Here is a 26,235-nt window from a genome sequence, read left to right on the forward strand (position 1 = left end):
ACGCCCGCACCAGCACAGGAGCCAAGACGATCGTGACCGCCACCGGACCCTGCAACGCCCCCGACGCCGTGGACGTCGTCGCGCTCGGCGAGTCCATGGTCACCTTCCTGCCCTCCCGGCCCGGCCGCCTCGCCGACGTTCCCTCCTTCGACCGGGGCATCGGCGGCGCCGAGTCCAACGTGGCCTGTGCGCTGGCGGCGGCCGGACACACGGTGCGCTGGGTCAGCCGGGTGGGGGCGGACGGCTTCGGCGACCACCTCGTCGAGACCATAGGCTCCTACGGGGTCGACGTGAGCGCCGTACGGCGCGATCCCGACCGCCCGACCGGCGTCTACTTCCGTACCGCCGGCGACCGGGCCACCGACGCGCACGAGGTCGCCTACTACCGGGCCGGGTCGGCGGCCTCCGCGATGTCCGCCGACACCGTCGGCCCCGACGCCGTACGGGCCTGCCGGGTACTGCACCTCACCGGGATCACCGCGGCCCTGTCCGCCGACTGCCTCGGCCTGCTGCGCGAACTGACGGCCCCGCGGCCCGGCCGGCCCCTCGTCTCCTTCGACGTCAACCACCGGCCCCGGCTGTGGACGGACGGCAACAGCCCCCGGGTCCTCCTCGAACTGGCCCGCGGCGCCGACCTGGTGTTCGTGGGCGAGGACGAGGCCGCCGAGGTGTGGGGCCTGGACGGCGTCGACGCCGTACGGACCGCGTTCCCCGACCCCGAGACGCTCGTCGTCAAACAGGGGGCCCTCGGGGCGACCGTCTTCGACCGGGGGAACGTCATGCACGTCCCCGCCCCGCACGTCGACGTCGTCGCCGCCGTCGGAGCCGGGGACGCCTTCGCCGCCGGGTTCCTCTCCGCCACCCTGCGCGGCCTGCCCGTGCGCGACCGCATCCGGCACGGGCACCTCATGGCCGCCGCCGCCCTCACCGTCCCCGGCGACCTGGCCGTGCCGCCCTCCCGCGGCCACGCCGACCGGCTCGCGGCCCTCGACGACGCCGCGTGGGGGAGACTTCGACTCGGCCCCGGCTGGACGCACGCCGAAGAGCGGGCCGACGAGGAGGTACCCACCCCATGAGCCAGACCGTCGACCGAGCGCTGAGCATCCTGCCGCTGCTCGCCGAGGGCCCCGCCGACCTCGGACAGGTCGCCGACCGCCTCGGCGTGCACAAATCGACGGCCCTGCGGCTGTTGCGCACCCTGCACGAGCACGGCCTCGTCTACCGCCAGTCCGACCAGCGCTACCGCCTCGGCGCCCGCCTCTTCGCCCTCGCCCAGGAGGCGATGGAGAACCTCGACATCCGCGAGATCGCGCATCCGCACCTGGCCCGTCTCAACGAGACCTGCGGGCACACCGTGCACCTCGCCGTGTACGAGGAGGGCGAGGTCCTCTACATCGACAAGGTGGAGAGCCGCTACCCGGTGCGCATGTACTCGCGGATCGGCAAGCCCGTCGCCATCACGGTCGCCGCCGTCGCCAAGCTGCTGCTCGCCGACCTGCCCGAGCCCGAGCGGCGGGTGATCGCCGAGAAGCTCGACTACCCCCTCTACACGGCCCGTTCGACCCCCAACACCCCCGCTTTCCTGCGCGAGCTGGAAAAGGTGCGTGAACAGGGCTGGGCCACCGACCTCGGTGGCCACGAGGAGTCCATCAACTGTGCCGCCGCGCCGATCCGGGGCGCCGACGGCCGGGTGGTCGCCGCGATGTCGGTCTCCGCGCCGAACGTCGTCGTCACCGCCGACGAACTCCTCACCCTGCTCCCGCTGGTCCGCCGCACGGCGGACGCGATCAGCGGCGAGTACTCCGGCAGAACCCCGATCAAGGAAGCCCCGAAGGAATGAGCCCGGCATGACCGAGAAGACCGCCCTCACCCCCAGGACCCACACCACCCCGCCCGCGCGGTTCTCGCACGGGGTGCGGAAGGGCAACATCCTCCAGGTCGCGGGCCAGGTCGGCTTCCTGCCGGCCGAGGAGGGCAGGCCCCCGACGCCCGCCGGCCCCAGCCTGCGCGAGCAGACCCTCCAGACCCTCGCCAACGTCAAGGCGATCCTCGAGGAGGGCGGCGCGAGCTGGGACGACGCGATGATGATCCGCGTCTACCTGACGGACACGGCGCACTTCGCCGAGTTCAACGAGCTCTACAACGCGTACTTCGCGGAGCAGGCCCTCACCGCCCCGCCCGCGGCCCGTACGACGGTCTACGTCGGCCTTCCGGCCGGGCTCCTGGTCGAGATCGACGCACTCGCCGTCCTCGGCTGACGCACCCGGACACCGGTCCGGCCGACCCGCCGGGCCCACGCTCCGTCAACTCCCGCACCCCGTAACGCCTCACGGCACGGCGTCCCCGTTCGCAGGGGACGCCGTGCCGCGATCCCCCCTGCCCGAAAGCACCGTGAACCCCAGCAGAGGACCCCCGAATGCCCCTTCCGCTCGCGGCATCCACGCCCGCCGAGGCCCCACCCCACACCGGCGGACTGCTTCTCCTGATCGACGGCACGGCGGGCCTGCTCACGGTCGCCGCCCTCGGTATCGCCCTGCTCCTCTTCCTGATCATCAAGGTCAGGATCCAGCCCTTCGTGGCCCTCCTCGCGGTCTCCATAGCCGTCGGCCTGCTGGCCGGTCTGTCGGTGACCGAACTCTTCGGCACCGTGCAGCGTTCGGACGCCGTCTCCACCATCGAGTCCGGGATGGGCGGCATCCTCGGCCATGTCGCGATCATCATCGGGCTGGGCACGATGCTCGGCGCGGTCCTCGAAGTCAGCGGGGGCGCCGAGGTGTTGGCGTCCCGGCTGCTCGGTGTGTTCGGCGAGCGGAGGGCTCCCCTCGCGATGGGCCTGACCGGCCTGATCTTCGGCATCCCGGTCTTCTTCGACGTCGGCATCTTCGTACTGGCCCCGATCGTCTACGCGGCCGCCAAGCGGGGCGGCAAGTCGATCCTGCTGTACTGCCTTCCGCTGCTCGCGGGTCTGTCGATGACCCACGCGTTCCTGCCCCCGCACCCCGGTCCGGTCGCGGCCGCCGGCCTGCTGCACGTCGACCTCGGCTGGGTCATCCTCATGGGGGTCGTCTGCGGTCTCCCGGCGGTGCTGGCGGCCTGGGTGTTCTCGGCGTGGATCGGCCGCCGCATCTTCGTCGCCGTGCCGCAGGACATGGTCGAGGCGGCGGCGGAGGCGAAGCGGGCGGTCGTCGAGGAGCAGCGGACGCAGGGGGTCGTGCCGCGCGAGGACCCGGTGCCGCTGGGCACGGTCCTCGGGATCATCGGTACGCCGCTGGTGCTGATCCTCGCCGCCACGTTCTCCTCGATCGCGCTCGACCCGTCCACCTTCCGCTCGGTGATCGAGTTCTTCGGCAGCCCGTTCGTGGCGCTGACCATCGCCCTGCTCCTCGCCTACTACCTGCTCGGCATCCGGCGCGGCTGGTCCCGCAAGTCGCTGGAGACGGTCTCGACGGCCTCGCTGAAGCCGGTCGGCAACATCCTGCTGGTGGTCGGCTCGGGCGGGATCTTCGGTGCCGTCCTGAAGGCGAGCGGCGTGGCCCAGGCCCTGTCGGACACCTTCAACGACGTCGGGCTGCCGGTGATCGTCCTGTCCTACCTGATCTCGGTGGTGCTGCGCGTCGCCCAGGGCTCGGCGACGGTGGCGATCGTGACGACGGCGGGCATCGTGGCGCCACTGCTCGCCGAGGGCGACCACTCGCAGGCCTTCGTGGCCCTCGTCATCATGGCGATCTCGGCGGGCTCGATCTTCGCCTCGCACGTCAACGACGGCGGATTCTGGATGGTGGCCAAGTACTTCGGCATCAGCGAGCGCGACACCCTCAAGACGTGGACCGTGCTGGAGACGGTGCTGTCGGTGGCCGGGTTCGTGATGGCGGCCGGAATGAGCCTCTTCGTGTAGGGCTCCGGTAACGAAGTCAGGGGCTGACTGTGTCCGGCACAGGATCTTCGACCATACTGCCCGCTGTGGAGCAGCGCATAGGTTCGAGCAGCCAGCCCCTGGAGGGCGCCGGGTTCGACCCGGCATTCATCCCCGGGCTCACGTCGCCCGTGACCGCGGAGCCGGAGGACACCAGGCCGGCCGAGGACGACGGCGGGGACGCCGTCGAGCCCGAGGCGGGGAAGGGGGAGCCGGCGGCGTCGGAGCGCACGGACGCGTCGGCGAAGCCGGATCCGTCCGCCGGGTCCGCCGGGTCCGACGGGTCCGCCGGGTCCGAAGAACAGGACGACTCCGCCGAGTCCGTCGAGGGCCCCGTCTTCGAGGCCTCCGACCGCCGTGCGCGGATCGCCGCCGACGCCAAGGGCGTCCGGCTCCGCCTCGACGAGGAGTCGTGCGAGTTCCGCTGGGACGAGATCGGCGCGGTCGAGACCGAGGCACCGCGCTTCGGCAAGCGGTTCACCATCACGGTGCACACCCCTGACCGCCGCTGGTACCCGATCGAGATCGAGGCGACGGCCAGGTCCCGCTTCAAGGAGTGGGAAGAGCAGTTGGACGCGGTCCTCGACGCCTACTTCGAGGACGGGGACGCCGAAGCGGGCGCCGACGACGAGGCCGTCGAGGTCGACGCCGCCGCCGCCGACGCCAAGGCCGACGCCGACGCCGAGGACACCGGGACCAAGGCCGCCGAGGCCGAGGACGACGAGGTCGAGGACGCCGACGTCAAGTCCGCCGACTAGACGCAGTACTGGGACTGTTTCCCGATGGACCGGTACATGCAGTCCGCGTTCTCGAGAAGCTGCAGCACCGCGTCCCGGTTACGGGAGGTCTCCCGCTCGATGATCTCGTCGGGCGGGTAGAACCCCCCTCCGGAGGCCGACGACGGGTACATCTCGAAGGTGTACGAGAAGATCTTCTGCGTGCCCCAGAGATAGTCGTCGATCGACCCGTCGGTGATGTACAGGTCGCTCGACTGCTCGGGGGTGTACCCGTTGCTCGCGGCCATCTTCTGCCCGACGGCCTTGAACGCGGCGTTGTCGTCCGCGGTCATCCCGGTCGCCGTGTCCGCGGTGGTGTAGCCGAACGGCCACAGCACCAGCTGGCTGTACGTGTGGAAGTCGATCCCGGCGGTGATCTGCTGCTTCCCGCCCACGATCCGGCTGCGCACGAAGTCGGCGACGACCTTCACCTCGGGCGCGGACTCGGCGGCCGCGCCCCGGTAGGTCTCGGAGGACGTGGACCCCGAGGAGCCGCCACAGCAGCCGAACTTGTAGTTCCAGTTCCGGTTGAGGTCCGTACCGACGTACGAGCTGCCGGAGTTGGGCTGCCGGTTCTTGCGCCACGAGCGGTAGGAGCCGGAGGCGATGTCGTACTCGCCGCCGTCCGGGTTGAGGTCGGGGACGATCCAGATCTCGCGGCCGTTGACCATGCTGGTGACGCGGGAGTCGGAGCCGTAGCCGGCGCCCAGCTCACGGATCAGGTACAGCGCCATCTCGACGGTGAGGTGCTCGCGGGCGTGCTGGTGGTGGGTGAACAGCACCTCCGGCTCGGCCTCGTCGGTGGCCACGTTGTCGCTGATCTTGACGGCCACGATGTCCCGGCCCTGGTACGACTTGCCGATGACCCGCTTGCTCATGATGCCGGGGTAGGCGGCGATGCGCTGGTCGATCTCCGTCGTCATCTCGGCGTAGTTGTGGTACTTCGAGTCGGCGGTCGGGAAGTCGAAGAGCCGTACCTCGTCCTCGGCGACCCGGTCGGGCGCCGAGCCCAGCGGGGACACCTCGTACCCCTGTGCGCGCAGCTTCCCGACCTGGTCGGCGCGGCCGGAGACCACGACGGTCTCCTCGTCGGCCTCGTCGACGCTCACCCCGGACGCGGCGATCGCGGTGCGCGTCTGGGGGGTGCTGTGGTGGACGTGGATCTCGTACTGGCGGATGTCGTCGGCGGAGGGTGCCGCCTTCGGTGCGCTGCCCGCCGCCGCGTCGGTGACCGTCGCCGAGACCGGTGCGGCGAGAGCGAGGGCGAGCAGTGCGGCGAGGACGGCGGTCCGTCTGCCGCTGCGGGCGCTTGTGGCGCCTGCGCCTGAGCCGCGAATGCGAAGTCGCATGAACTCTCCTTGTGGGGAGCCGGGTTGTGGGGGGCTGTGCGCTTGCTGTGTGCGGCGGTGCGGTGCCGCTCATCGTCGGGGCGTGGCATGAGCAGGTCAAGAGTGAACAAAGGGCCGCTGGCCGAAATCATGCGGAATGTGACGAGCGGCCGGCCGCGCAGTTTATCCGCGCCCGCGCCGGTCGGCCGGTATCCGGGGTTTGACCGGAGTGTGGGCACATCGGGTGGAGATCCCGCACGCACCCTTGCCGGAGCGGCCTCTTTGGGTTTTCTTGACCTCCATGGCGGACACCACGGGACCCCCCACGGGAAACTCCACACACACCGAGGCACCATCCGGCATCGACAACACCTCCCCCCGCAGATCCAGTTGGAAGTACATCGGCCCCGGCATCGTCGTCGCCGCGACCGGCGTCGGCGCCGGAGACCTGGTGGCCACGCTCATCGCCGGCAGCAACTTCGGCTACACCCTGCTCTGGGCGGCGGTCGTCGGCTGCCTGGTCAAGATCTCCCTCGCCGAGGCGGCCGGCCGCTGGCACCTCTCCACCGGCCGCACCCTCTTCGACGGCTGGGCGAGCCTCGGCCGCTGGACGACGTGGTTCTTCGTCGCCTACGTGGTCGTCTGGGGCTTCGTCTACGGCGCGGCGGCGATGTCGTCGAGCGCGCTGCCGCTCCAGGCGCTGTTCCCGGACGTCATGGGCCTCGAGTCGTGGGCCATTGCCTGCGGCCTGGTGGGCCTGGTGTTCGTCTGGTTCAACAAGTACGCCGTCTTCGAGAAGGTCATGACGGTCCTGGTGGGCGTCATGTTCGTGGTGACGGTGTATCTGGCGATCCGGGTCACCCCCCACCTCGGCGACGCCTTCGCGGGCCTCCTCCCGGTCCTGCCGGACGAGAAGGACTCCGTCCTCAACACCCTCGGTCTGATCGGAGGCGTCGGAGGCACCATCACCCTCGCCGCGTACGGCTACTGGGTGAACGCCAAGGGCTGGACGAACACCGGCTGGATGAAGGTGATGCGGCTCGACAACCGGGTCGCGTACGCGACGACGGGCGTCTTCGTCGTCGCCATGCTCTTCGTCGGCGCGGAGCTGCTGCACTCCGCGAACGTGGCGATCGCGAGCGGCGACAAGGGGCTCGTCCAGCTGAGCGACATCCTGGAGGCGGAGTACGGCACGGCGACCGCCAAGTTCTTCCTGATCGGTTTCTTCGCCACCTCCTTCACCTCCCTGATCGGCGTCTGGCACGGCGTGAGCCTGATGTTCGCCGACTTCGTGGCCCGCTACCGCGGCCGCGGCGACGCGAGCGGGGCGGAGGTCGCCTCCGGTGAGCGGGAACGCTCCTGGCCCTTCCGCGCGTATCTGCTGTGGCTGACCTTCCCGCCGATCGTGCTGCTCTTCCAGGGCGAGCCGTTCCGCCTGATCATCCTGTACGGGGTGCTGGGCGCTGCCTTCCTGCCGTTCCTGGCCGGGACGCTGCTGTGGCTGCTCAACTCCTCCCGCACGCCGGGGGAGTGGCGCAACGGGCTGCTGAGCAACGCGATGCTGGCGCTGGCCGGCCTGCTGTTCCTGGTGCTGTGCGTCAAGCAGGTCTGGGACCAGCCGTGGTCGGAGTTCTTCGGGTGATCACCACACGGCTCGAACTTGCGTAACTCAAGCTTGAGTTTCGCAAGCATCTCTCCTAGGCTGCTGATCCCCTAGGAGAGGTGCCGTCGCCGTGGCCGTGACCGTGCTGGACGACAAGACCGCGCTCGTGCTGATCGACCTCCAGGCCGGCACGCTCGCCGCCCCCACCGTGCCGTACCCGGCGGCGGACGTGGTGGCCCGGGCCGCCGAACTCGCCGACGCCTTCCGTGCGGCGGGCGCCCCCGTGGTCCTGGTCCGGATGTCCACCTCGCCCGACGGTGCCGACGCGGCGCCCGGCCGCAGCGAGGCGGCGCGGCTGGCCGGGGGCCGCTCCCGCCCCTACGACCTCGGCCCGATCGCCGAACCGCTGGCCGGCCACGAGGGCGACATCCTGGTCACCAAGCGGGCCTGGGGCGCCTTCCACGCCACCGACCTCGACCTGCAACTGCGCCGCAGGGGGGTCACCCAGGTCGTCCTCGCCGGCATCGCGACCAGCCTCGGCGTCGAGTCGACCGCCCGCGCCGCCCACGAACACGGCTACCACGTCACGTTCGCGGTCGACGCGATGACCGACATCGACGAGGACGCGCACCGCCACCGCGTGTCGTACCTGTTCCCGCTGATCGGCGAGCCGGGCACGACGCGGGAGATCCTCGACCTGCTCGCAGGCGTCCGAGCCTGAACCCGACGGCCAGTCCATTCGCGGCCTCCGTCCGTCAGTCCTCGGTGGCCGTCCACCGGGGGCTGAGCGCGACGGCCCGCAGCTGCTCGATCGTGAGGGCGGGCTTGGCGCGGGTCGCGGCCTTGTCCTGCTCGGCGGCGTTGAAGGCACTGACGACCACCCGCAGACCGTCCTTGCGCAGGGTGTCCACGGTCCACATCACGACCCCCGCACCGCCCTTCTCGCCCGGCCCCTGCTTCACCGAGACACGGGTGCCGTCGGGGAGGGTCTCGGCGCCGGAGCCGTACAGCTGGCCGGCCACGTCGGACATGTTCGGCTGCACGTTGACCTGGACCAGGCTCGCGCCCTTGCCGTCGTCGACGACGAAGTAGCCGTACCCGGTCTCCTGGCTGCCGTTCGTGACGCGTTCCAGACCCTTGGGCAGCAGCAGGCTGAGCTTGCGCAGGACGAGCCAGCCGGCCATCTCCTGGGGGCGGGCGGACGAGCCCGACGGGGAGCGCGGCTTCCTCTCCTCGTCGGGGATGGCATCGGCGATCACGCGCCACTTCGGGGCCTCGGCCAGCGCCTTCAACTGCGCGGTCGTCAGCGGTGGTTCGGCCCGGCTGACGGGCCTGCCCTTCTCCGCCGGCGCGTTCCACTCGATGACGCTCACATGGTGCCCGGCCGGGGTGACCAGGTCCGCGCCCCACGACTTGAGGTTGTCGCGGTGGTCGGGATACTCGTAGCCCTGGTAGACGGTGATGGCGGACCCGTCGGACAGGAGCTCGGTCCTGCAGCTGTCGAGGCCCGTCTGCTCGCCGTCCGGGCAGGGCATCACGGCGGTGGACGGATTGACCTCACCCGCGTCCGCCGGAATGCGGGCCAGGCCCACGGAGACGGATCCCTCGCCCTTGCCGTCGTCGAACACGCCCACCGCGAGCGGCGGCAGGTCCTCGTTCGTACCCCGCGCCTCCGACTCGGTGAACTTCCCCTCGGGCAGCAGCTTTTCGAGCGTACGGACGACGTCGTCGGCGGAGAAGGCCGCCTGCTCCGCGCTGCCGGACGCGGCGACGGAGGACGGCTGGGGGGCCGGCTTGCCGCCCCAGGGCACGAGCAGCGCCCCGCCCACCCCCACCAGGGCGAGGCTCGCCGCTCCCCCCGCGATCGCGGTCCTGCGCCGCAGCCGCAGACGGTCACCCCGGGCCCGCCCGGCGGCGGCGAGTGCGGTGGGGCTGTCGAAGGTGCCGCCGGCCTCTCGCAGGGCGACGGCGAGCTGCTCCTCGAAGGGGTCGCTGTACTGGTCGACGGGCATGGTGAACCACCGCTTTCGGCGAGACGGGTCGAAAAGAGTTCGAAGTATCGAAGTAACCGGGGGGAGGGACGCGGAGCGTGCGCGGTGCGCGGTTCCCGGGTGGGGCAAGGGGGCGGGTGCCGGGTGCCGGACGGCTCAGGGGCGGGCGTACTCGCCGATGTCCTCGCCCAGCAGCTCCCGCAGCCGCCCCAGCGCCCGCGAGCAGCGCGTCCGCACGGCCGCCGAGCTCGCGTTCATCGCGCCTGCGGTCTCCTCGATCGAGCGGTCCTCCCAGTACCGCAGGACCACGACCGCCCGGTCCTTGGCGGGCAGCCGCCCGAGGGCCTGCATCAGGGTCAGCCGCAACGGTGTGTCGGTACCGCTGCCGTCGGCCACGTCCGGGAACGCCTCCACCGCCCGCTCACGGCTGCTGCGCCGCCGCTGGTGGGCGAGGAACGCGCGGGTGAGGACGGTCTGCGCGTATCCGGCCGGGTTGTCGACCCGGGATACCCGCCCCCAGCGGACGTAAAGCCTGCCGAGGGTCTCCTGAACCAGATCCTCGGCGAGGTGGGTGTCCCCGGCGGTGAGCAGACACGCGGACCGGTACAGATGCCCGGTGCGCGCCGCCGCGAACTCGGCGTACTCGTCCGCGCGCGCGGCCTGCCTCATGAGTGTTCCCCCTGTGTCGGTTGCCGTCCTGTCCTCAACTCCCTAATGCGGTGGGGAGCGGGAAATGTTTCAGGGGAGACCGAAAGTGGCGGCACAGGATCGCGGAGGTACGTTTTCGTTGTGACAGACCAGCCGCCGTCCCCGCCGCCGCCGCCGGGCTTCGGCCCGCCCCCGCCGTCGTACGCCCCGCAGCATCCGCCGCATCCGCCGCAGTACGCCCAGCCGTACGTCCCGCAGGCGGTGCCGCCGCCCGGCCCGGAGTTCCTCGCGGTCGACAAGCACAACTCGGTCGTGGTGGACGCGGCGGGCGTCGCCTTCGAGATGTACGACATCACGGTCGAGTTCCCCTGGCCGGAGGTCCGCAGCGTGCACTACAAGGCGAGCCCCAGTGGCAAGGCCCTCATGGTCGCCGTGGTGCACGTGGACGGCAGGGTCTACGAGTGTGTGGTGACGGCGAAGCCGAGGGAACGGCTGCAGGGCTGGTTCGCCCAACTCGCCTGGGTGCTGGGCCACTACCGGCCGACGGGGTACTAGACGGCGGACGCGCCGGACGTACGACGAGCCGGACGTACGACGCGAGGACGCGCCGGACGTACGGGAGGGTGCCGCCCACGGTCGTCCCGTGGAGCGACACCCTCCCGTCACCCGCCACCGGCCACCGGCTACCAGGTCACTGGCGACCGATCAGTGGCTACCGGTTGCCGGCTTCCGCTCGGCCGCTGTCCGTGACTCCGCACGGCCCGCCGCTACGGCAGCCCGTGCACATGCGGGCCCACGGCCGCAGACCACGCGTTGCCCGCCGAGGCGTCCCAGTTCGTCGACCACGTCATCGCGCCCCGCAGTCCGGGGTAGGTCTTCGACGGCTTGAAGGAGCCGCAGCCCGTGCCCTTGGTGAGGCAGTCCAGGGCGTTGTTGACCACCGTCGGCGACACGTATCCGCTGCCCGCGCCGCTCGTCGAGGCCGGCAGGCCGAGGCCCACCTGGGACGGGTCCAGGCCGCCCTCCAGCTGGATGCAGGCCAGCGCCGTCAGGAAGTCCACCGAGCCCTGGCTGTAGACCTTGCCGTCGCAGCCCAGCATCGAACCGCTGTTGTAGTACTGCATGTTGACGACCGTCAGGATGTCCTTCACGTTCAGCGCCGTCTGGAAGTAGCCGTTCGACGTCGACTGCATGTCGATCGTCTGCGGGGCCATCGTCAGGACCAGCCCGGAGCCCGCCTTCGACGACAGGGACCGCAGCGCCTGCGACATGTACGTCGCGTTCAGGCCGTTCTCCAGGTCGATGTCGACGCCGTCGAAGCCGTACGTCTGCATCAGCGAGTACACCGAGTTCGCGAAGTTCGCCGCGGACGTGGGGTCGTTGACCGACACCGTGCCGTTCTGGCCGCCCACCGAGACGATGACCTTCTTGCCCGCCGCCTGCTTCGCCTTGATGTCCGCCTTGAACTGGTCCACCGTGTAGCCGCCGAGACCCGCCGAGTCCAGGTTGAAGGTCACGGCGCCCGGCGTCGTCGTCGCGTCGGCGAAGGCCACGGCGATGATGTCGTACTGGGAGGAGACGGCCGAGATCTTCTGGACGGTCGCGCCGTTGTTGAAGTTCTGCCAGTAGCCGGTCACGGCGTGCCTGGGCACGGTCCCGCCCCCGGTGCCGGTCGCGGTCGTGGTGCCCGTGACCGCCGTGGACTTCACCGACTCGCCCGCCGCGTTGGTCGCCGTGACCTGGAAGCTGTACGACGTCGAGGCCGCGAGGCCGGTCACGGTGGCCGAGGTCCCGGTCACCGCGGTCACCTTCGTACCGCCGCGGTAGACGGAGTAGCCGGTCGCGCCGGAGACCGCGTTCCAGGAGAGGGAGACGGACGACGAGGTGGTGCCCGACACGGCCAGACCGGCCGGGGCCGCGGGCACCGTCGGGGCCGGGTCGCCGCCTCCGCCGCCGTCGGGGCCGTACACCGACACGTCGTCCGCGTAGTAGGCCGCCTGGCCGTACCAGCCGTGCGTGTAGACGGATACGGAGGTGGTCGAGGCGCCGGTGGTGAAGGTCGTCGACAGCTGCTTCCACGACGCGGAGTCGGGCGTCCAGGTCGACACGTCCGTCGTGCCGGTGCCGGTCACGCCGAGGTAGGTGTAGCCGCCCTGGACCCACGCGCTGAGCGTGTACGTCGAGTTGGGCTTCACGGCCACCGTCTGAGTGCACCGGGCGTTGTCCTGCCCGGCCGGTGTGGCCTTCAGCGCGGCCGCACCGGCGTGCACCGGCGAGGAGACGGTCGTGCCGCTGCCCGCCGAACAGGTCCAGTTGGTCAGGCCGGACTCGAAGCCGGCGTTCCTCGCGTTGTTCAGGTCCGCGGCGGACGCCTGAGCCGCGCCCGTCATGGACAGGGCGAGGGCGGCGGCGAGGACGCCCGCGGCTCCCGACCCGAGTCGTGTCGTTCTTTTCAGTGGGGACATGACAGTAAGTTGGTCCAGACCAATTCTGTTGTCAAGAGGTCCGGTCGTGGAGGGCCGGTGGAGGACGCGCGTGCGTAACCTGCCCCGATTTGGCGGGACTTGCGCGAAGAAGAGTTGCTTGGCAGCCAGGGAAAGCTGTTCTCCGGCCACAGAGGCGTGGATACAGTGCTGAGGTAGTCACGCAATGAAGTCACCCCGGTGCACCGGAGTAACGCCGGTGGGCCGGACCGCGGGAATCGGGGAGCTGCGCGTGCCAACAGCCATTGCCGTGACCGGAGCCGACCTGGCGCTGCCGCCGCAGGACGAGCGCACGCTGCCCGCCACCGTTCTCGCCGACCTCGACCGACAGCCGCTGGACCATGCTCTCGCCGCCGTCCAGGCCCTCGTCGATCAGTACGGACACGTGGTCGTCGTGTACTCGCGGTCCGTCCCCGCCGCCGTCGAGCAGCGACTGCACACCATCCGCTGCCTCCTGGAGAGCGACCGCATCGCGCTCTTCCGCCCCGACCTCCCGCCGCTCGCGACGGCCGTCCTCGCCCGCCAGCTGCGTCAGCTGGCCTCCTGCGACCTCGGCCCCGGCGTCCTCGCCTCGGCGGGCCGGCTGCTCACCCACTATCTCCACGCGGGCGCGCTGCTCGGCTCGGTCGCCCGCCTCGACCGGGTGCCGGTGGTCGGCCTGACGTCGCATGCCAGGTCATGGGTTCCGGGTAGTCAGTTCGGTGTGCTCGCCCACCCGCAGCCGGAACTGGTCAAGGCCACCCCCGAAACAGTGCTGCCCGGACCGGAGTTCGGCACCTGGCTGCTCGTCGCCCGCGGACAGCTGCAGTCCGACTGGGTCACCGACGTCCTCGCTCCCGCCTGGAAGGTCCAGGGGCTGCGCGAGACGCACCTGCCCGCCGAGTCCGCCGACTGGTGGGGCACCGGCAAGGCGATCGAGTTCTGCGCCTACCTGCCCGACCTGTCGGTCCTCTACCAGCTGGTCACGTCCGTGCGGCAGAGCGTCTGCCACTGGTGCGGCATCGACGTCATCGGCGACCGCTGCGTCTTCTGCTCCGCGACCCCGCCGCCCGCCTCCGACCTCACCGCCCGTCCCGCCGCCCGCGCGCTCACCGCGGGCGACTGAACCAGCCCCACCTGCTCGACCAGCCCGACCCGCTCGACCAGCCCGACCTGCTCGAAGAGCCCGACCGCTCGACCAGCCCGACCCGCACGCCCGTTCCCGTCCGCTCGACCCGACCCCCAACGAGGTTGCACGGCTCATGAACTCCCGTCAGCGCCGCGGCGTGATTCTCCTGCTCCTGTCGGTCCTGTGCGCCCTCGGCGCGTTCGCCGGCGTCCTCTCCGTCATCGACGACGTGAAGTCCAAGGTCGGCCCCGAGGTCACGGCGTACGAACTGCGCTCCGACGTGGCGCCCTACACCACCCTGAACGCGGGCCAGTTCAAGAAGATCGAGATGCCGGAGCGCTGGCTGTCGGAGAACGCGGTCACCGACCTCGCCGCCATCCGCGGCAAGATCGCCGTGACGACGCTGAAGAAGGGCTCCCTGCTGCAGAGCGACATGATCGTCGACCAGCCCGCCCTCCAGCCGGGCCAGCAGGAGGTGGCCATCATGATCGACGCGGCCACCGGCGTCGCCGGCAAGATCACCCCGGGATCGTCGGTCAACGTCTACGCCACCTTCGAGGGCGCCCGGGAGAGCGACCCCGACCAGTCGAAGATCATCGTCACCAACGCCCGGGTCCTCGACGTGGGCGAGCTGACCCCCCTCGAGCCGGACGAGAACAACCGCGGCCAGTCGGCCACCGACGCGGTCCCCATCACCTTCGCGCTGTCCACGCTCGACGCCCAGCGCATCACCTACGCCGAGTCCTTCGCCAAGCGCGTCCGCCTCGCCCTCGTCGCACCCGGCGGCGACACCACGGTCCCCGACCAGGACCGCACCTACGAACTCGTCACGGACAAGTGAGAGGCCGCCGCCCATGCCCACGAGGATCCTCCCGGCCGTCGGCGACGCGGACGCGGTCCGTTCCCTCACCACCCTGCTCAGCCAGCTCCCGGACGCCGAACCGGTCGCCCCCGTCACCGACTCCACCCAGCTCGTGGACACCCTCGCCCGGCTCGCCGCCGAGTCGGTCGACGAACTGCCCGAGGTCGTCGTCGTCCACGAACGCATCGGCCCCGTACCGGCGCTGGAGCTGGTCCGGGAGGTCGCCCTGCGGTTTCCCGCGGTCGGCGTCATCCTCGTCACCACCGACGTGGGACCCGGCCTGTTCGCCGCCGCCATGGACTCCGGCGCCCGCGGCCTGGTCACCCTCCCGCTGAGCTACGAGGACCTCGCCAACCGCGTCCAGGCCGTCGCCCAGTGGTCGGTCGGCGTGCGGCGCCATCTCGGCCACGGGGCCGACGTGTTCACCGGCGTCGGCGGGACCGTCGTCACGGTCAGCGGCGCCAAGGGAGGCGTGGGCACCACCCTCACGGCCGTGCAGCTCGCCCTCGCCGCCCAGGCGTCCGGCCGCCCCACCGCCCTCGTCGACCTGGACCTCCAGTCCGGTGACGTCGCCTCCTACCTGGACGTCCAGTTCCGCCGCTCGGTCGTCGACCTCGCCGCCATCACCGACATCTCGCCCCGCATCCTCGCCGAGGCCGTCTTCCGGCACGACACCGGCGTGGCCCTCCTGCTCGCCCCCGCCGAGGGCGAACGCGGCGAGGAGGTCACCGACCGCGCCGCCCGCCAGATCATCGGCGCCCTGCGCTCCCGCTACGAGGTGGTCGTCGTCGACTGCGGCGCCCAGCTGAGCGGCGCGGGCGCGGCCGCCGTCGAACTGGCCGAGCGGGCCCTGCTCGTCACCACACCCGACGTCGTCGCCGTCCGCGGCGCCAAACGCACCGTCCGCATGTGGGACCGGCTCCAGATCCGCAAGGCCGAGGAGACGACCGTCGTCGTCAACCGCCACACGCGGAGCACGGAGATCCAGCCCCCGCTCATCCAGAAGATCACCGGCACGGCGATCGCCGCGACCACGGTCCCCGCCAACTTCCGGGAACTCCAGGCCGCGGTCGACGCCGGCCGGGTGCACGCCCTCGACGGCAAGGGCACCGTACGGCAGGCCCTGTGGGCGCTCGCCGCGGAACTGGGGCTGGTCAAGGCGCCGGAGACCGCCCTCGTACGCAGGGTGGGCGGCCGGGCGCGCGGCGGGGACCGGGGCGCGACCGGGTTCCGGCGGCGGAGGGAGTGAACGGCATGTGGGGACATCGGGCACGCGACCGGGGCCAGGTCACCATCGAGTTCCTCGGCATGACACCGCTGATCATCGTGACCTTGGTGGCGGTGTGGCAGTTCGTCCTCGTGGGGTACACGTTCACGCTCGCGGGGAATGCTGCCGACGAGGCGGTGCGGGCGGGTACGGCGGCCCCTCCGGGGGAGCGGCTCGCGGCGTGCCGGCAGGCGGGCCTGGAAAAGCTCGGGGACGCGTGGAAGGGGAGCGCCGTGGTCGAGTGCGGCGGCAGCGGCTATGTCACGGCGGACGTCTCCCTCAAGGTCCCGGTCCTCTTCCCCGGCACCATCGACTTCCCGGTCACGGTGCACGGTCACGCGGGCGCCGTCGAGGAAGAGGACGGCGACTGAGATGGCCCGCAGACGCCGCGCACGCGCAGGGGCACGCTCCCGAGACCGGGGCCAAGTCGCCCTGGAGTACCTGGGTTTCCTGCCGCTGCTGCTGCTGGTCGCGCTCGGTGCCGTACAGCTCGGCCTGATCGCGTACGCGGCACAGCAGGCGGGTACGGCGGCCCGGACCGGAGCCCGCAGCGCGTCCCTCGACGAGGACTACGGCGCCGACTGCGCGCGGGCGGTGAGCAGTTGGCTGGACGTGAGCTGCAGCGCGGCCGGCCTGGGCGACGAGGTCAGGGTCACCTCCACCGTCACCATCCCGTCCGTCATTCCCGGCATCGGGAACTTCGGCCAGGCCCACAAGACGGCCACGATGCCGGTCGACCACTGAGGGAAGGGCATCCGACATGAGCCTGCGGGCACGCATCACCTCCCCCGAGGAGAACGGCGGCCGGGGCGAGGACGGCCACCTCGTGACCTCCTACCGCGCCAAACTGCTGGAGGAGATCGACCTCGCCGAGATGAGCTCGCTGGCCGCCGCGGAGCGCCGGGCGCGGCTGGAACGGGTCCTGGGACACATCATCAGCCGCGAGGGCCCCGTCCTGTCCACGGTGGAACGCTCACAGCTGATCCGCCGGGTGGTCGACGAGGCACTGGGCCTGGGCATCCTGGAGCCGCTCCTCGAGGACGCGTCCATCACCGAGATCATGGTGAACGGTCCCGACGCGATCTTCGTCGAACGGGGCGGCAGGGTGGAACAGCTCCCCCTCCGCTTCGCGTCGAACGACCAGCTGATGCAGACGATCGAACGCATCGTCTCCACCGTCAACCGCCGTGTCGACGAGACGAACCCGATGGTCGACGCGCGGCTGCCGTCGGGCGAGCGGGTCAACGTCATCATCCCCCCGCTGTCGCTGACCGGTCCCACCCTCACCATCCGCCGCTTCCCGCGCTCCTTCACCCTCCACGAACTGATCGGCTTCGGCTCGCTGGACGAGCAGATGCTGTACCTGCTGGCGGGCCTCGTGCAGGCCAAGTTCAACGTGATCGTCTCGGGCGCGACGGGCACCGGCAAGACGACCTTGCTGAACGCGCTCTCCGGCCTGATCCCGGACGGCGAACGCATCATCACCATCGAGGACTCGGCGGAACTCCAGCTCCAGCAGTCGCATGTGATCCGCCTGGAGTCCCGGCCCCCGAACGTCGAGGGCAACGGCCGCATCACCATCCGCGACCTGGTCCGCAACTCGCTGCGGATGCGTCCGGACCGGATCGTGGTCGGCGAGGTCCGGGGCGGCGAGTCGCTCGACATGCTCCAGGCGATGTCGACCGGCCACGACGGCTCCCTGGCCACGGTCCACGCCAACAGCGCGGAGGACGCCCTGATGCGCCTGCAGACCCTCGCGTCGATGTCGGACGTCGAGGTCCCCTTCGTCGCGCTGCACGACCAGATCAACAGCGCGGTGGACGTCGTCGTCCAGCTCACCCGCTTCGCCGACGGCGTCCGCCGCGTCACCGAGATAGCCGTGCTCGACAGCCACGGCGGAGAGCCGTACCGGCTGGCGACGATCGCCCGCTTCAACGCCCAGCCGATGGCCGCCGACGGCCGCGTCTACGGCGTCTTCGAGTACTTCCCCCTCCCACGCCGCACCGCGGACCGCCTGTACATGGCGAGTCAGCCGATCCCGCAGGCGTTCGGGGTGGCGCGCGCGGCACACGAACTGACGACAAGGGAAGCCCGGTAACGCTGATGGAGCTCGAGACCCTGATCACCCTCACCACCGGCGGAACCGTCCTGACCTGCGTTCTCGCCGTCGCCGGCCTGCACGCCTACGCGCGGGGCCGGGACCGGCGGGCGGAGCTGGTGGAGCGCCTCTCCTACACCGGCCGGCTCCCCGGCACCGGCCGCCGACGCCGCTTCCACACCCTGGACCGGCGACTGCGCCGTACGCGGACGGGCCGCAGGCTGGAGCTGAAACTGGCGGCGACCGGCCTGGACGTGACCCCCGGCGAGTTCTTCGTCTACATGCTGGCGGCGGTGGCCGGCCTGTGGCTGATCGGCCAGGCCACCCTGGCCCCCTTCTTCGGCCCGATCGCCGGCCTCCTGGGCGTCTGGGCGGCCTGGCAGTTCCTCAACTGGCAACGCCAGAAACGCATCGAGAGATTCATCAACCAACTCCCCGAACTGGCCCGCATCCTGGCCAACGCCACCCACGCTGGCCTGGCGCTGCGCACCGCGATCGGCATGGCGGCGGAGGAGCTGGAGGCCCCGGCGGGCGAGGAACTCGCCAAGGTCGCCAACCAGTTGGCGGTGGGCCACTCCATGGACGACGCCCTGGGCGAACTCGCCGACCGGCTCCCCTCCCGCGAACTGGTCGTCCTCGTCACCACCCTGGTCCTCTCCAACCGGGCCGGCGGCCAGGTCGTCGGCGCCCTGCGCAATCTCACGGAGACGCTGGAGGAACGCAAGGAGACCCGGCGCGAGGTCCGCACCCAGCTGTCCCAGGTGAACATGACGTCCTACGCGGTGCCCGCGCTGGGGGTCGGGGCGTTGTTCCTCATGAACAGCGTCGAGGACGGGACGCTGGACCGCATGACGGGCTCGGCCGTCGGCCAGGCCTGCGTGATCATCGCGTTCGGCCTCTACGCGGTCGGCTTCGTCCTCATCCGCCGTATGTCCCGAATCGACGTCTGAGCAGGAGGTGGCGCAGGGGATGGAACTTCTGCTCGCACTCGCCGTGGGCCTCAGCGTCTGGGGCATGTTCGCCGGCATCCGCATGTACCGGGCCGACGTGAAGCTGCCCAGCGACCTCGCGCTGGCCCTGGAGGTCGGCTCGACGCGCACCGGCGCCGTCGGTTCGCTCGTCGACCGCATGGGCATGCGGTACGCCCCCGCCGTCCTGCGGCTGATGGGCCCCAAGCAGGTCACCAGGTACCGACGCAGGATAGACCTCGCGGGCAACCCGGGCGGCCTGACCATCGACCGCTACGCGGCCCGGCGCGCCGTCTACGGTGCGATCGGCGCCCTCGGCGCGTTCGCCGCGCTGCTCCAGGGCAGTTTCTTCGTCGGGCTGCTCATGCTCGCCTTCGGCGCGTTCTGGTCCGAGGTCGGCATCTGGTCCGCGATCCGGGTCCGCAAGGACGCCATCGAACGGACCCTGCCGGACTTCCTCGACGTCCTGGCCGTGGTCGTGAGCGCGGGTCTCGGCTTCCGGCAGGCCCTCGACCGGGTGGCGTCCCGGTACGAGGGCCCCTGGGCGGACGAGATCCGCATCACGCTACGGCAGATGGACCTCGGCGTGAGCCGCCGCGAGGCCTTCCAGGAACTGCGCCGCCGCAACGACTCCGAGCAGGTCGCCATGTTCGTCACGGCGCTCCAGCAGGGCGAGGAGCTCGGCGCGCCGATCGTCGACACGCTCGTCTCGATCGCCAAGGACATGCGCCGGACGGACGCGCAGAACGCCCGCCGCAAGGCGGCCCGCGCGGTCCCCAAGGCCACCTTGATGATCACCACGTTCATGGTCCCGGCGACGATGCTCCTCCTCGGCGCGGGGATGCTGCTCGGCTCCGGTACGGACTTCAGCTCGATCACGGGCGAGTAGGCGGACGGGATGACGGCCATGACGACGCCCGGGGTGGCGGCCGCGAAGACGACAGGGAAGACGGCCGGGGTGACGGCCGGGAAGAAGGGCGGGGTGACGGCCGGCAGGAAGGCCGGGAAGAGGGCCGAGGTGGCGGCCGGGAACAAGGCCGGGGTCCCGGACGCGAAGGCGACCGAGGTGCCGGTACAGGACGACGTCCGCCTTCAGGTCAACGCGCTCCAGGCGATGTGCCGGCAGGTGTTCGGGTTCCGGCTGGCCATGATCGCGGTCGCCACGCCCGCGGCCCTCCTCAACGCGGCCCCGGGCCTCGGCACCCGCCTGGTGGGCGCGGCCGTGGTCGTCACCTTCATGGGGTCCTACGTCCTCTTCCGCGACTGGGAACGCTTCGGCCCCCTCCTCCTGCGCCACCCCTCACTGCTGGTGGCCGACACCCTGTTCGGCACCCTGCTGCTGATCTCGGCGGGGCCGGACACCACGCTCGCCTACGTCAGCGTCTGCACCCCGCTGCTGGCCGGCATCGTCTACGGCTGGCGGGGCGCCGCCTGTTTCGCGTCCCTCCAGTCACTGATCCTGCTGCTGGTCCACGCGACCCTCGTGCAGGAGCCCGGCGTCAGCCCCGCCGAGAGGCTGCTGCTGCCGGGCCTCTGCGTCATCACCGGCGCGATGGGCTCGTCGCTGCGCCACCTGATGCTCCGCTTCGGCGCGGCCACCCAGGCCCTGACCGCGGTCAAGGCGCGGCTGGCCGGCACCGAGGCGGCCGCCGCCGAACGCGCCCGACTGGCCCGGGAGATGCACGACTCCGTGGCCAAGACGCTGCACGGGGTGGCACTCGCGGCGGACGCCCTCGCCCATTCGGCGGGCTCGCCGGGCATGGACCCGGTCATCGTGCGGCAGCACGCCGAACTGGTCGCCCGCGCCGCTCGCCGCGCCGCCGCCGAATCCCGGGAACTCCTCACCGACCTCCGACGGGAGTCAGACCCGGCGCAGGACGTCGACCTGCTGCCCGAACTGGCCGCCCACGCGGACGGGTTCGAGGACCGGACGGGCCTCCCGGTCAGCTACCACGCCTCCGGCGACCGCGCGACGCTCCCCGTCCCGCCCGCGGTGGCCCGACAGCTCCTCACGATCACCTCGGAGGCCATGGAGAACGCCCACCGCCACGCGGCCCCGACCCATGTGGAGGTGCGAGCGGCCGTGAACGGCGAGCTCCTCACCCTGAGCGTCCGCGACGACGGCCGTGGCCTTCCGCCCGGCGCCACCCTCGAACAGCTGCGCCGCACCGGCCACTTCGGCCTGGTCGGCATGACCGAGCGGGCCGCCTCCGTCGGCGCCCGTATCCGCATCGGCCACGGCCACGACTCCCGGGGCACCGAGGTGTGCCTGGAACTCCCGCTGGCCGCGCTCACGGAGGAGGTCGTCTGATGCCGGACCGACCGCCCGACCGCCCCGGCGGCGAGCAGCCGCTCTTCCCGCCACCGCCCGGCCCCTGCCCCGTGCGCGTGGTCGTCGCCGACGACAACCCGGTGGTCCGGGCGGGCCTGACCGCCCTGCTCTCCGGCCGGGAGGACATCACCGTCGTCGCGCAGGCGGCGGACGGCCGCGAGGCCTGCGAGGCGGCCCGCCTGCACCGCCCCGACGTCGTCCTCCTGGACGTCCGCATGCCCGGGGTGGACGGCCTCTCGGCCCTTCCGCACCTGGTACGGATCGCCCGGGTCGTGATGCTGACGTACAGCCACGAGCCCGAGATCGTCCAGGAGGCCCTGCGTGGCGGGGCCGGGGGCTACCTCGTCCACGGGGAGTTCACCGTGGAGGAGTTGGTGTCGGCGGTGCGGGACGTCACGCGGGGCCGGGCCCACTTCACCCCGACGGCGGCGACCGCGGTCCTGGCGCACCTACGTGGCGATGCGACTGCACACGTAAAACCGGACCCATCTCCCCTATTTTCTGCGACTTCTACGGAAGCGCTTTCGCAGTTGCAACCAATCGTGAGACAGTCGTCCTCGGTACTCAGGGCGGGGTTCCAACTCAGCGCGAGGGAGGCGGAGATCATGGACCTCATCGCGTCGGGCATGAACAACCAGCAGATCGCCGCCACCTGCTTCATCAGCGAGAAGACGGTCAAGAACCACATCAACCGCATCTTCGCCAAGCTGCACAGCAGCAGCCGCTCCGAGGCCGCGGCCAAGTGGCTGGGCACGGCGGTGACCTCATGAGACTCCGCCGGACGTTACTTCTGCCCTCCGACTGGGCCCGGGATTGGGCCCAGGGACCCTTCTCCGAGGCTGACCCACGGTCGTACGTTGCCGGTCACGCCACCGATGGAGAGGAACGCCATGAGCGACCTGCTGCTGAAGACCGCCGTCGCGGCCAGGGTCCGGGTGAGCGGCTGGACGAACACGACGGTGCGGGCCGTACGACGCCGCGCCGACAACGACAAGGGGCAGACCGCCGTCGAGTACCTGGGCATCATCGCGGTGGTGGTGGCGATCGTGGTCCTGATCGCCAACACGAACCTGGGCCAGACGATCGTCGACAAGCTGAGGGCACAGATCACCAAGGTGGCCCCCTGACACGACTCCCCGGGCGCGCGTACGGCGACGCAGGGCAGGTCTTCCCCATCTACCTCGTGGTGGTGGCGGGCCTGCTCTTTCTCGCGTTCGCGTACTTCGCGGTGGGCCAGGCGGCGGTGAACCGCAACGGCGCGCAGACGGCCGCGGACGCGGCGGCGCTGGCGGCGGCACAGGAGACCAGGGACGACCTCGCCGACTTGTGGAAGCTGGACGTCCTGGACCCGACGAAGTGGCAGGACATCTTCGAGGGAAACGGTGGGGACAACGCGTGCTGGCGGGCGGACCAGCTCGCGGCGCTGAACGACGCGGGCAATGTTCAGTGCCTGCCCGACGGACTCCTGAGCTATCGGGTCACCGTCCAGGCGAACAAGTCGGCGGGTGACTCCGTGATTCCTGAGACGAGCACCACGAGGGCACACGCAACCGCCACCGCCGTGATCGACTCCCTGTGCACGTTCGAAGTGCCGGAACCACCGTCGGGCGAGCCGTCGGGTGAGCCGTCGGGTGAGCCGCCGGGTGAGGAGCCGGAGGATGCCGCGCTGCCCACGCTGACCTGCGAGGACGGGGAGAAGTGGGAGCTGGACCCGGACGATCTCACCGATCTGCCCGGCCCCGAGGACCTCTTCGCCGTCCACCTGGTCACCGACTGACATGCGATCGACGAGTTCAGAAAGAAGCGGAGTGATGAGCATGCGGTTCACCGCGAAAGCCCGCAGGGGGATGGTCGCGCTCGCGGTCGTGACCGGGCTGGCGGTCGGCGCGGCCGCCTGCGGCGGCGGAGGCGACGACGACAAGAAGCCGCAGAGCTCGTCGTCCGCCTCACGAACCGGTGGGTCACAGCCGGACCCGCAGGAGGGTCAGTCGAAGGATCCGATCGCCGAACTGAAGGGCCCGAGCGGGCTGCTCCTCCAGATCACGTCCGCAGTACGCGACTCCGGGGGCTTCGTCACGGTGAACGGCGCCCTGAAGAACGACAGCGGGTCGGAGGCTGTGATTCCGTCCGCTCTCAGCGGCAACGAGACCGAGATCATGAACAACGGACTGTCACTCGGCGGCGCCACCCTCGTCGACGCCAAGAGCAAGAAGCGCTACTACGTCCTGCGTGACACCGAAGGCCGTCCCCTCACCACCACAGGCTTCTCGACGATCAAGGCCGGGGAGTCCATCGACGTCTTCCTCCAGTTCCCCGCGCCTCCCGCGAGCTCGACGGACGTCTCCTTCCAACTCCCGCTGTTCCCCAGCGGGGTCATCAAGATCTCCGGGTGAGGCCGATCATGACCCCACGTCTCACTCTGGCGGTGGCCGCGGCCACCCTCGTCATGGTGGGCATGGCACCCGCCGCCGAAGCCGACACCACCCCCAGCGTTCCGCCCGGTACCGAGCCCACCGCCACCGCGCCCGTGGAGGTCGACCCGAACGACCCCGATCTCAAGCTCCCCGAGGGCGGCACCCTCGCCGAGCCCAAGGTGCTCGACATCAAGCAGGTCGTCGAGGACGAGTCGGGTGACGAACGCCGGGAGGACACCAACGCGGACGTGACGTTCGCGCTCCAGGCCGAGGTCCTCTTCGGCAAGGACAGCGCGAAGCTCGGCACGGAGGCGAAGTCCCGTATCGCCACGATCGCCGCGGAGATCAGGAAGCAGAACAACACCACCGTGGTCCGGGTCTTCGGCTTCACGGACAACCTGGGCTCCTCCGCTCACGGCGACGTCCTGTCGAAGCAGCGGGCGGACGCCGTGCAGGCAGAACTCGCGGGCGACCTCAACGACCCGGGCATCACCTTCGAGGTGCGCGGCTACGGCGAGCAGTACCCCATCTCCGACAACTCCACCGAGGCGGGCCGCAAGAAGAACCGCCGGGTGGAGGTCACGTTCCCGCGTACGGCGGGCTGACCCTCACCTCCACCCGCACTCCCACCCGCAACCCCCACCCCTCCATGGCCCCGGCCGCCGCCTCCAGCACATGCCGGGACCGCGGCCGGGGCATGCCCAGCCGCCCCGGCCGCATGGTGCGTACGGCGATGACGCGGAGCCGCCGGTCCAGGTACGCGACGTCGATCGGCATGCGCATACGGAAGGTGTGCACGCTGCCGGCGGGCGACAGCAGCATCGCCCCGTCCACCGAGTCCCGCCCGAGCAGCCCCCGGGTACGGGCCCGGTAGGAGGCGGCGATCTCCAGGGGCACCCGAAGACCGCTCCCGTCCCCGACACTCCCGCCCCCGACGCTCCCCTCCCCGCCGTCCTCGTCGCCCACCACGAGCTCTCCCCACCCGTCCCGCCAGCGCGCCATCCCCGTCTCCCCTCGGTCGCGTCGCCACCCTCCGGACCCTCCGGGCCCTCTGGATCCTTCGCACCGTAGCGAGCCGGCACACGAAGGGGGACCGTCGTACGGGGAACGACATGGGCACGGAGCCGGGCGCCCCGCTCAGCGGCCGGGCGGCGACCCGGGGCTCAAGCGGCGCCGACCTACTGCGCTACGCGTGACGGGCCGTCGTAAATCGGCGGCACCCCGGCGGCCCCTCTGCCACCATCCCCGTATGGACGACAAGGGCCGGGACACCGGCGACGACAGCGACCACGCCGACCCCGCCTTCGAGGCACTGCTCGCCGAGGGAGCCGCCGTCCCCACCGAGGGGTGGGACTTCTCCTGGTTCGAGGGACGGGCCACCGAGGAGCGGCCCTCCTGGGGGTACGCGATGTCGCTGGCCGGACGGCTGGCGGGCGCCGGTGCCGCACTCGACGTGCAGACCGGGGGAGGGGAGGTCCTGGACTTCGCGCTCGGCCGGGCAGCCCCCAAGGCCCCCGTCCTCACCGTCGCGACCGAGGGCTGGCCGGCGAACGTCGCCAAGGCCACCGCACTGCTGGGCCCGCGTGGCATCGCGGTCGTCGCGTCCCCCGAGGACGCCCCGCTGCCCTTCGCGGACGCCACCTTCGACCTGGTCGCCAGCAGGCATCCGGTGCGGCCCCTGTGGGAGGAGATCGCCCGCGTGCTCCGGCCCGGCGGCACCTACTTCGCCCAGCACGTCGGCCCGCGCAGCGTCTTCGAACTCGTCGAGTACTTCCTCGGGCCGCAGCCGCGGGAGGTGAGCTCCGCCCGGCATCCCGAGCGCGAGCGCGCCGGGGCGGAGGCGGCGGGGCTGGAGGTCGTCGGGCTGCGGACGGAGCGGCTGCGTGTCGAGTTCCACGACATCGCCGCCGTGGTCCACTTCCTGCGCAAGGTGGTGTGGATGGTCCCGGGCTTCACGGTGGAGGCCTACCGGCCCCGACTCCGCGCCCTGCACGAGCAGATGAAGGCCGAGGGTCCCTTCGTCGCGCACAGCACCCGCCACCTCTTCGAGGCCCGCCGCCCGTAGTGCGGGACCGGCCGGGAACCGCCCTCCGTCGCCCTGCGCAGCGACCGGCACCTCCCGTGCCCCGGATCCCGCCTCCACAGAGTTTCCACATCGTTATCGTGATCGGTTCATCTCCCCTGTCGACCTCACGTAAGTTCTCCTTCGGGCAATTCGCGTGCGCAAAGCTGCGTGGACGTCACCGCGCAGTGGAGGGGGCTGCGCGGTGACGCTCGCGTCAAGCGGGCGTTCGCGGCCGGGGTAGCCCGTCGGAGGGACGGACGGGCGACTGGCCGACGGCGCCTCAATCTGCTCCGAAACCTCAGCTTTCCCTGGCGAACGTGCCCATTCCCCTGGGAATCTGTTGCGTTCCGGCCATGAGTCACCCATGAACCACGCATTC

28 protein-coding genes are annotated in these 26,235 nt (G+C 71.2%); 23 read left to right on the plus strand and 5 right to left on the minus strand.

From position 1 onward, the window contains the following. The first annotated feature begins 32 nt into the window (after window positions 1–32). From ASD48_RS20820 to ASD48_RS20840, 5 genes are all read left to right on the plus strand, one after another. On the plus strand, window positions 33–1,076 hold the full coding sequence (locus tag ASD48_RS20820) for a sugar kinase (protein WP_057603132.1): 1,044 nt from the start codon (window positions 33–35) through the stop codon (window positions 1,074–1,076). Further along, window positions 1,073–1,840: an IclR family transcriptional regulator gene (locus tag ASD48_RS20825; RefSeq protein ID WP_057603133.1), complete on the plus strand. Its 768-nt coding sequence runs from the start codon at window positions 1,073–1,075 to the stop codon at window positions 1,838–1,840. The genes ASD48_RS20820 and ASD48_RS20825 overlap by 4 nt, the downstream gene beginning before the upstream one ends. Before the next feature lie 7 nt (window positions 1,841–1,847). Next, window positions 1,848–2,258, plus strand: coding sequence for a RidA family protein (locus ASD48_RS20830; protein ID WP_057603134.1), 411 nt, complete (start codon window positions 1,848–1,850; stop codon window positions 2,256–2,258). 158 nt (window positions 2,259–2,416) lie between these two features. Next, window positions 2,417–3,895: a gluconate:H+ symporter gene (locus ASD48_RS20835; RefSeq protein WP_057603135.1), complete on the plus strand. Its 1,479-nt coding sequence runs from the start codon at window positions 2,417–2,419 to the stop codon at window positions 3,893–3,895. A 65-nt stretch (window positions 3,896–3,960) separates the two neighbouring features. Further along, window positions 3,961–4,671, plus strand: coding sequence for a hypothetical protein (locus tag ASD48_RS20840; RefSeq protein ID WP_057603136.1), 711 nt, complete (start codon window positions 3,961–3,963; stop codon window positions 4,669–4,671). Here the strand turns inward: ASD48_RS20840 and ASD48_RS20845 are convergent. Continuing rightward, window positions 4,668–6,038, minus strand: a complete 1,371-nt coding sequence (locus tag ASD48_RS20845) for a M14 family metallopeptidase (protein ID WP_057603137.1) — start codon at window positions 6,036–6,038, stop codon at window positions 4,668–4,670. The genes ASD48_RS20840 and ASD48_RS20845 overlap by 4 nt on opposite strands. A 280-nt stretch (window positions 6,039–6,318) precedes the next feature. Between ASD48_RS20845 and ASD48_RS20850 the strand changes: the two genes are divergently transcribed. Both ASD48_RS20850 and ASD48_RS20855 read left to right on the plus strand, forming a co-directional pair. After that, window positions 6,319–7,659: an Nramp family divalent metal transporter gene (locus ASD48_RS20850; protein ID WP_057603138.1), complete on the plus strand. Its 1,341-nt coding sequence runs from the start codon at window positions 6,319–6,321 to the stop codon at window positions 7,657–7,659. 91 nt (window positions 7,660–7,750) lie between these two features. Beyond that, window positions 7,751–8,341, plus strand: a complete 591-nt coding sequence (locus tag ASD48_RS20855) for an isochorismatase family protein (protein ID WP_057603139.1) — start codon at window positions 7,751–7,753, stop codon at window positions 8,339–8,341. Window positions 8,342–8,375: 34 nt separating this feature from the next. Here the strand turns inward: ASD48_RS20855 and ASD48_RS20860 are convergent, their stop codons facing one another. Both ASD48_RS20860 and ASD48_RS20865 read right to left on the minus strand, forming a co-directional pair. Continuing rightward, window positions 8,376–9,632, minus strand: a complete 1,257-nt coding sequence (locus ASD48_RS20860; RefSeq protein ID WP_057603140.1) for a hypothetical protein — start codon at window positions 9,630–9,632, stop codon at window positions 8,376–8,378. 135 nt (window positions 9,633–9,767) lie between these two features. Continuing rightward, complete coding sequence (locus tag ASD48_RS20865; protein WP_057603141.1) at window positions 9,768–10,280, minus strand: SigE family RNA polymerase sigma factor; 513 nt, start codon at window positions 10,278–10,280, stop codon at window positions 9,768–9,770. A 120-nt stretch (window positions 10,281–10,400) separates the two neighbouring features. Between ASD48_RS20865 and ASD48_RS20870 the strand changes: the two genes are divergently transcribed. Then, window positions 10,401–10,814 carry a hypothetical protein gene (locus ASD48_RS20870; protein ID WP_057603142.1) on the plus strand — a complete coding sequence of 138 codons (414 nt, stop codon included), beginning with the start codon at window positions 10,401–10,403 and terminating at the stop codon, window positions 10,812–10,814. Between the two features lie 212 nt (window positions 10,815–11,026). Here ASD48_RS20870 and ASD48_RS20875 read toward each other — a convergent pair whose 3' ends face one another. Beyond that, complete coding sequence (locus tag ASD48_RS20875) at window positions 11,027–12,724, minus strand: glycoside hydrolase family 18 protein (protein ID WP_079073877.1); 1,698 nt, start codon at window positions 12,722–12,724, stop codon at window positions 11,027–11,029. Window positions 12,725–12,974: 250 nt separating this feature from the next. Here ASD48_RS20875 and ASD48_RS20880 point away from each other — a divergent pair, with 250 nt between their 5' ends. From ASD48_RS20880 to ASD48_RS20945, 14 genes are all read left to right on the plus strand, one after another. Then, the gene (locus ASD48_RS20880) at window positions 12,975–13,847 is read left to right on the plus strand and encodes a hypothetical protein (protein WP_199875883.1); all 873 of its coding nucleotides are present in this window, start codon (window positions 12,975–12,977) and stop codon (window positions 13,845–13,847) included. 136 nt (window positions 13,848–13,983) lie between these two features. Beyond that, window positions 13,984–14,691 carry a Flp pilus assembly protein CpaB gene (gene cpaB / locus ASD48_RS20885; protein ID WP_057603144.1) on the plus strand — a complete coding sequence of 236 codons (708 nt, stop codon included), beginning with the start codon at window positions 13,984–13,986 and terminating at the stop codon, window positions 14,689–14,691. Window positions 14,692–14,704: 13 nt separating this feature from the next. Beyond that, window positions 14,705–15,961, plus strand: a complete 1,257-nt coding sequence (locus tag ASD48_RS20890) for an AAA family ATPase (protein WP_057603145.1) — start codon at window positions 14,705–14,707, stop codon at window positions 15,959–15,961. Window positions 15,962–15,966: 5 nt separating this feature from the next. Further along, window positions 15,967–16,350, plus strand: a complete 384-nt coding sequence (locus ASD48_RS20895) for a TadE family protein (protein ID WP_057603556.1) — start codon at window positions 15,967–15,969, stop codon at window positions 16,348–16,350. A 1-nt stretch (window position 16,351) separates the two neighbouring features. Further along, complete coding sequence (locus ASD48_RS20900) at window positions 16,352–16,723, plus strand: TadE/TadG family type IV pilus assembly protein (protein ID WP_057603146.1); 372 nt, start codon at window positions 16,352–16,354, stop codon at window positions 16,721–16,723. A gap of 16 nt (window positions 16,724–16,739) precedes the next feature. After that, window positions 16,740–18,077 carry a CpaF family protein gene (locus tag ASD48_RS20905; protein ID WP_057603147.1) on the plus strand — a complete coding sequence of 446 codons (1,338 nt, stop codon included), beginning with the start codon at window positions 16,740–16,742 and terminating at the stop codon, window positions 18,075–18,077. Window positions 18,078–18,082: 5 nt separating this feature from the next. Then, the gene (locus tag ASD48_RS20910) at window positions 18,083–19,027 is read left to right on the plus strand and encodes a type II secretion system F family protein (RefSeq protein ID WP_057603148.1); all 945 of its coding nucleotides are present in this window, start codon (window positions 18,083–18,085) and stop codon (window positions 19,025–19,027) included. Between the two features lie 19 nt (window positions 19,028–19,046). Then, window positions 19,047–19,934 (plus strand): DUF5936 domain-containing protein, encoded by an 888-nt coding sequence (locus ASD48_RS20915; RefSeq protein WP_057603149.1) that lies wholly within the window; start codon window positions 19,047–19,049, stop codon window positions 19,932–19,934. Between the two features lie 18 nt (window positions 19,935–19,952). After that, the gene (locus ASD48_RS20920) at window positions 19,953–21,356 is read left to right on the plus strand and encodes a histidine kinase (protein WP_348983222.1); all 1,404 of its coding nucleotides are present in this window, start codon (window positions 19,953–19,955) and stop codon (window positions 21,354–21,356) included. Continuing rightward, on the plus strand, window positions 21,356–22,147 hold the full coding sequence (locus tag ASD48_RS20925) for a response regulator transcription factor (protein ID WP_057603150.1): 792 nt from the start codon (window positions 21,356–21,358) through the stop codon (window positions 22,145–22,147). Before ASD48_RS20920 ends, ASD48_RS20925 begins: the two co-directional genes overlap by 1 nt. Window positions 22,148–22,267: 120 nt before the next feature. Continuing rightward, window positions 22,268–22,504 carry a Flp family type IVb pilin gene (locus ASD48_RS20930; RefSeq protein ID WP_020128040.1) on the plus strand — a complete coding sequence of 79 codons (237 nt, stop codon included), beginning with the start codon at window positions 22,268–22,270 and terminating at the stop codon, window positions 22,502–22,504. Further along, window positions 22,501–23,154: a pilus assembly protein TadG-related protein gene (locus ASD48_RS20935; protein ID WP_057603558.1), complete on the plus strand. Its 654-nt coding sequence runs from the start codon at window positions 22,501–22,503 to the stop codon at window positions 23,152–23,154. The genes ASD48_RS20930 and ASD48_RS20935 overlap by 4 nt, the downstream gene beginning before the upstream one ends. 34 nt (window positions 23,155–23,188) lie before the next feature. Beyond that, on the plus strand, window positions 23,189–23,770 hold the full coding sequence (locus tag ASD48_RS20940) for a hypothetical protein (protein ID WP_057603151.1): 582 nt from the start codon (window positions 23,189–23,191) through the stop codon (window positions 23,768–23,770). Between the two features lie 8 nt (window positions 23,771–23,778). Then, window positions 23,779–24,396, plus strand: coding sequence for an OmpA family protein (locus tag ASD48_RS20945; protein ID WP_057603152.1), 618 nt, complete (start codon window positions 23,779–23,781; stop codon window positions 24,394–24,396). Here the strand turns inward: ASD48_RS20945 and ASD48_RS20950 are convergent. After that, a complete protein-coding gene (locus tag ASD48_RS20950) occupies window positions 24,371–24,793 on the minus strand; it encodes a DUF192 domain-containing protein (RefSeq protein WP_057603153.1) in 423 nt (140 codons plus the stop codon). The two genes, ASD48_RS20945 and ASD48_RS20950, sit on opposite strands and share 26 nt — an antisense overlap. Window positions 24,794–25,040: 247 nt before the next feature. Here ASD48_RS20950 and ASD48_RS20955 point away from each other — a divergent pair, with 247 nt between their 5' ends. Further along, window positions 25,041–25,856: a class I SAM-dependent methyltransferase gene (locus ASD48_RS20955; RefSeq protein ID WP_057603154.1), complete on the plus strand. Its 816-nt coding sequence runs from the start codon at window positions 25,041–25,043 to the stop codon at window positions 25,854–25,856. Window positions 25,857–26,235: the final 379 nt, after the last annotated feature.

This window comes from Streptomyces sp. Root1310 (assembly GCF_001426425.1).
Lineage (GTDB): Bacteria > Actinomycetota > Actinomycetes > Streptomycetales > Streptomycetaceae > Streptomyces.

Bases quoted from the DNA above. Each gene is read 5' to 3' on its own strand.
- ASD48_RS20825 (WP_057603133.1), top strand. From the start codon at position 1,073: ATGAGCCAGACCGTCGACCGAGCGCTGAGCATCCTGCCGCTGCTCGCC.
- ASD48_RS20830 (WP_057603134.1), top strand. From the start codon at position 1,848: ATGACCGAGAAGACCGCCCTCACCCCCAGGACCCACACCACCCCGCCC.
- ASD48_RS20835 (WP_057603135.1), top strand. From the start codon at position 2,417: ATGCCCCTTCCGCTCGCGGCATCCACGCCCGCCGAGGCCCCACCCCAC.
- ASD48_RS20845 (WP_057603137.1), bottom strand. From the start codon at position 6,038: ATGCGACTTCGCATTCGCGGCTCAGGCGCAGGCGCCACAAGCGCCCGC.
- ASD48_RS20850 (WP_057603138.1), top strand. From the start codon at position 6,319: ATGGCGGACACCACGGGACCCCCCACGGGAAACTCCACACACACCGAG.
- ASD48_RS20860 (WP_057603140.1), bottom strand. From the start codon at position 9,632: ATGCCCGTCGACCAGTACAGCGACCCCTTCGAGGAGCAGCTCGCCGTC.
- ASD48_RS20865 (WP_057603141.1), bottom strand. From the start codon at position 10,280: ATGAGGCAGGCCGCGCGCGCGGACGAGTACGCCGAGTTCGCGGCGGCG.
- ASD48_RS20875 (WP_079073877.1), bottom strand. From the start codon at position 12,724: ATGTCCCCACTGAAAAGAACGACACGACTCGGGTCGGGAGCCGCGGGC.
- cpaB (WP_057603144.1), top strand. From the start codon at position 13,984: ATGAACTCCCGTCAGCGCCGCGGCGTGATTCTCCTGCTCCTGTCGGTC.
- ASD48_RS20890 (WP_057603145.1), top strand. From the start codon at position 14,705: ATGCCCACGAGGATCCTCCCGGCCGTCGGCGACGCGGACGCGGTCCGT.
- ASD48_RS20895 (WP_057603556.1), top strand. From the start codon at position 15,967: ATGTGGGGACATCGGGCACGCGACCGGGGCCAGGTCACCATCGAGTTC.
- ASD48_RS20900 (WP_057603146.1), top strand. From the start codon at position 16,352: ATGGCCCGCAGACGCCGCGCACGCGCAGGGGCACGCTCCCGAGACCGG.
- ASD48_RS20905 (WP_057603147.1), top strand. From the start codon at position 16,740: ATGAGCCTGCGGGCACGCATCACCTCCCCCGAGGAGAACGGCGGCCGG.
- ASD48_RS20910 (WP_057603148.1), top strand. From the start codon at position 18,083: ATGGAGCTCGAGACCCTGATCACCCTCACCACCGGCGGAACCGTCCTG.
- ASD48_RS20915 (WP_057603149.1), top strand. From the start codon at position 19,047: ATGGAACTTCTGCTCGCACTCGCCGTGGGCCTCAGCGTCTGGGGCATG.
- ASD48_RS20920 (WP_348983222.1), top strand. From the start codon at position 19,953: ATGACGACGCCCGGGGTGGCGGCCGCGAAGACGACAGGGAAGACGGCC.
- ASD48_RS20925 (WP_057603150.1), top strand. From the start codon at position 21,356: ATGCCGGACCGACCGCCCGACCGCCCCGGCGGCGAGCAGCCGCTCTTC.
- ASD48_RS20930 (WP_020128040.1), top strand. From the start codon at position 22,268: ATGAGCGACCTGCTGCTGAAGACCGCCGTCGCGGCCAGGGTCCGGGTG.
- ASD48_RS20940 (WP_057603151.1), top strand. From the start codon at position 23,189: ATGAGCATGCGGTTCACCGCGAAAGCCCGCAGGGGGATGGTCGCGCTC.
- ASD48_RS20945 (WP_057603152.1), top strand. From the start codon at position 23,779: ATGACCCCACGTCTCACTCTGGCGGTGGCCGCGGCCACCCTCGTCATG.
- ASD48_RS20950 (WP_057603153.1), bottom strand. From the start codon at position 24,793: ATGGCGCGCTGGCGGGACGGGTGGGGAGAGCTCGTGGTGGGCGACGAG.
- ASD48_RS20955 (WP_057603154.1), top strand. From the start codon at position 25,041: ATGGACGACAAGGGCCGGGACACCGGCGACGACAGCGACCACGCCGAC.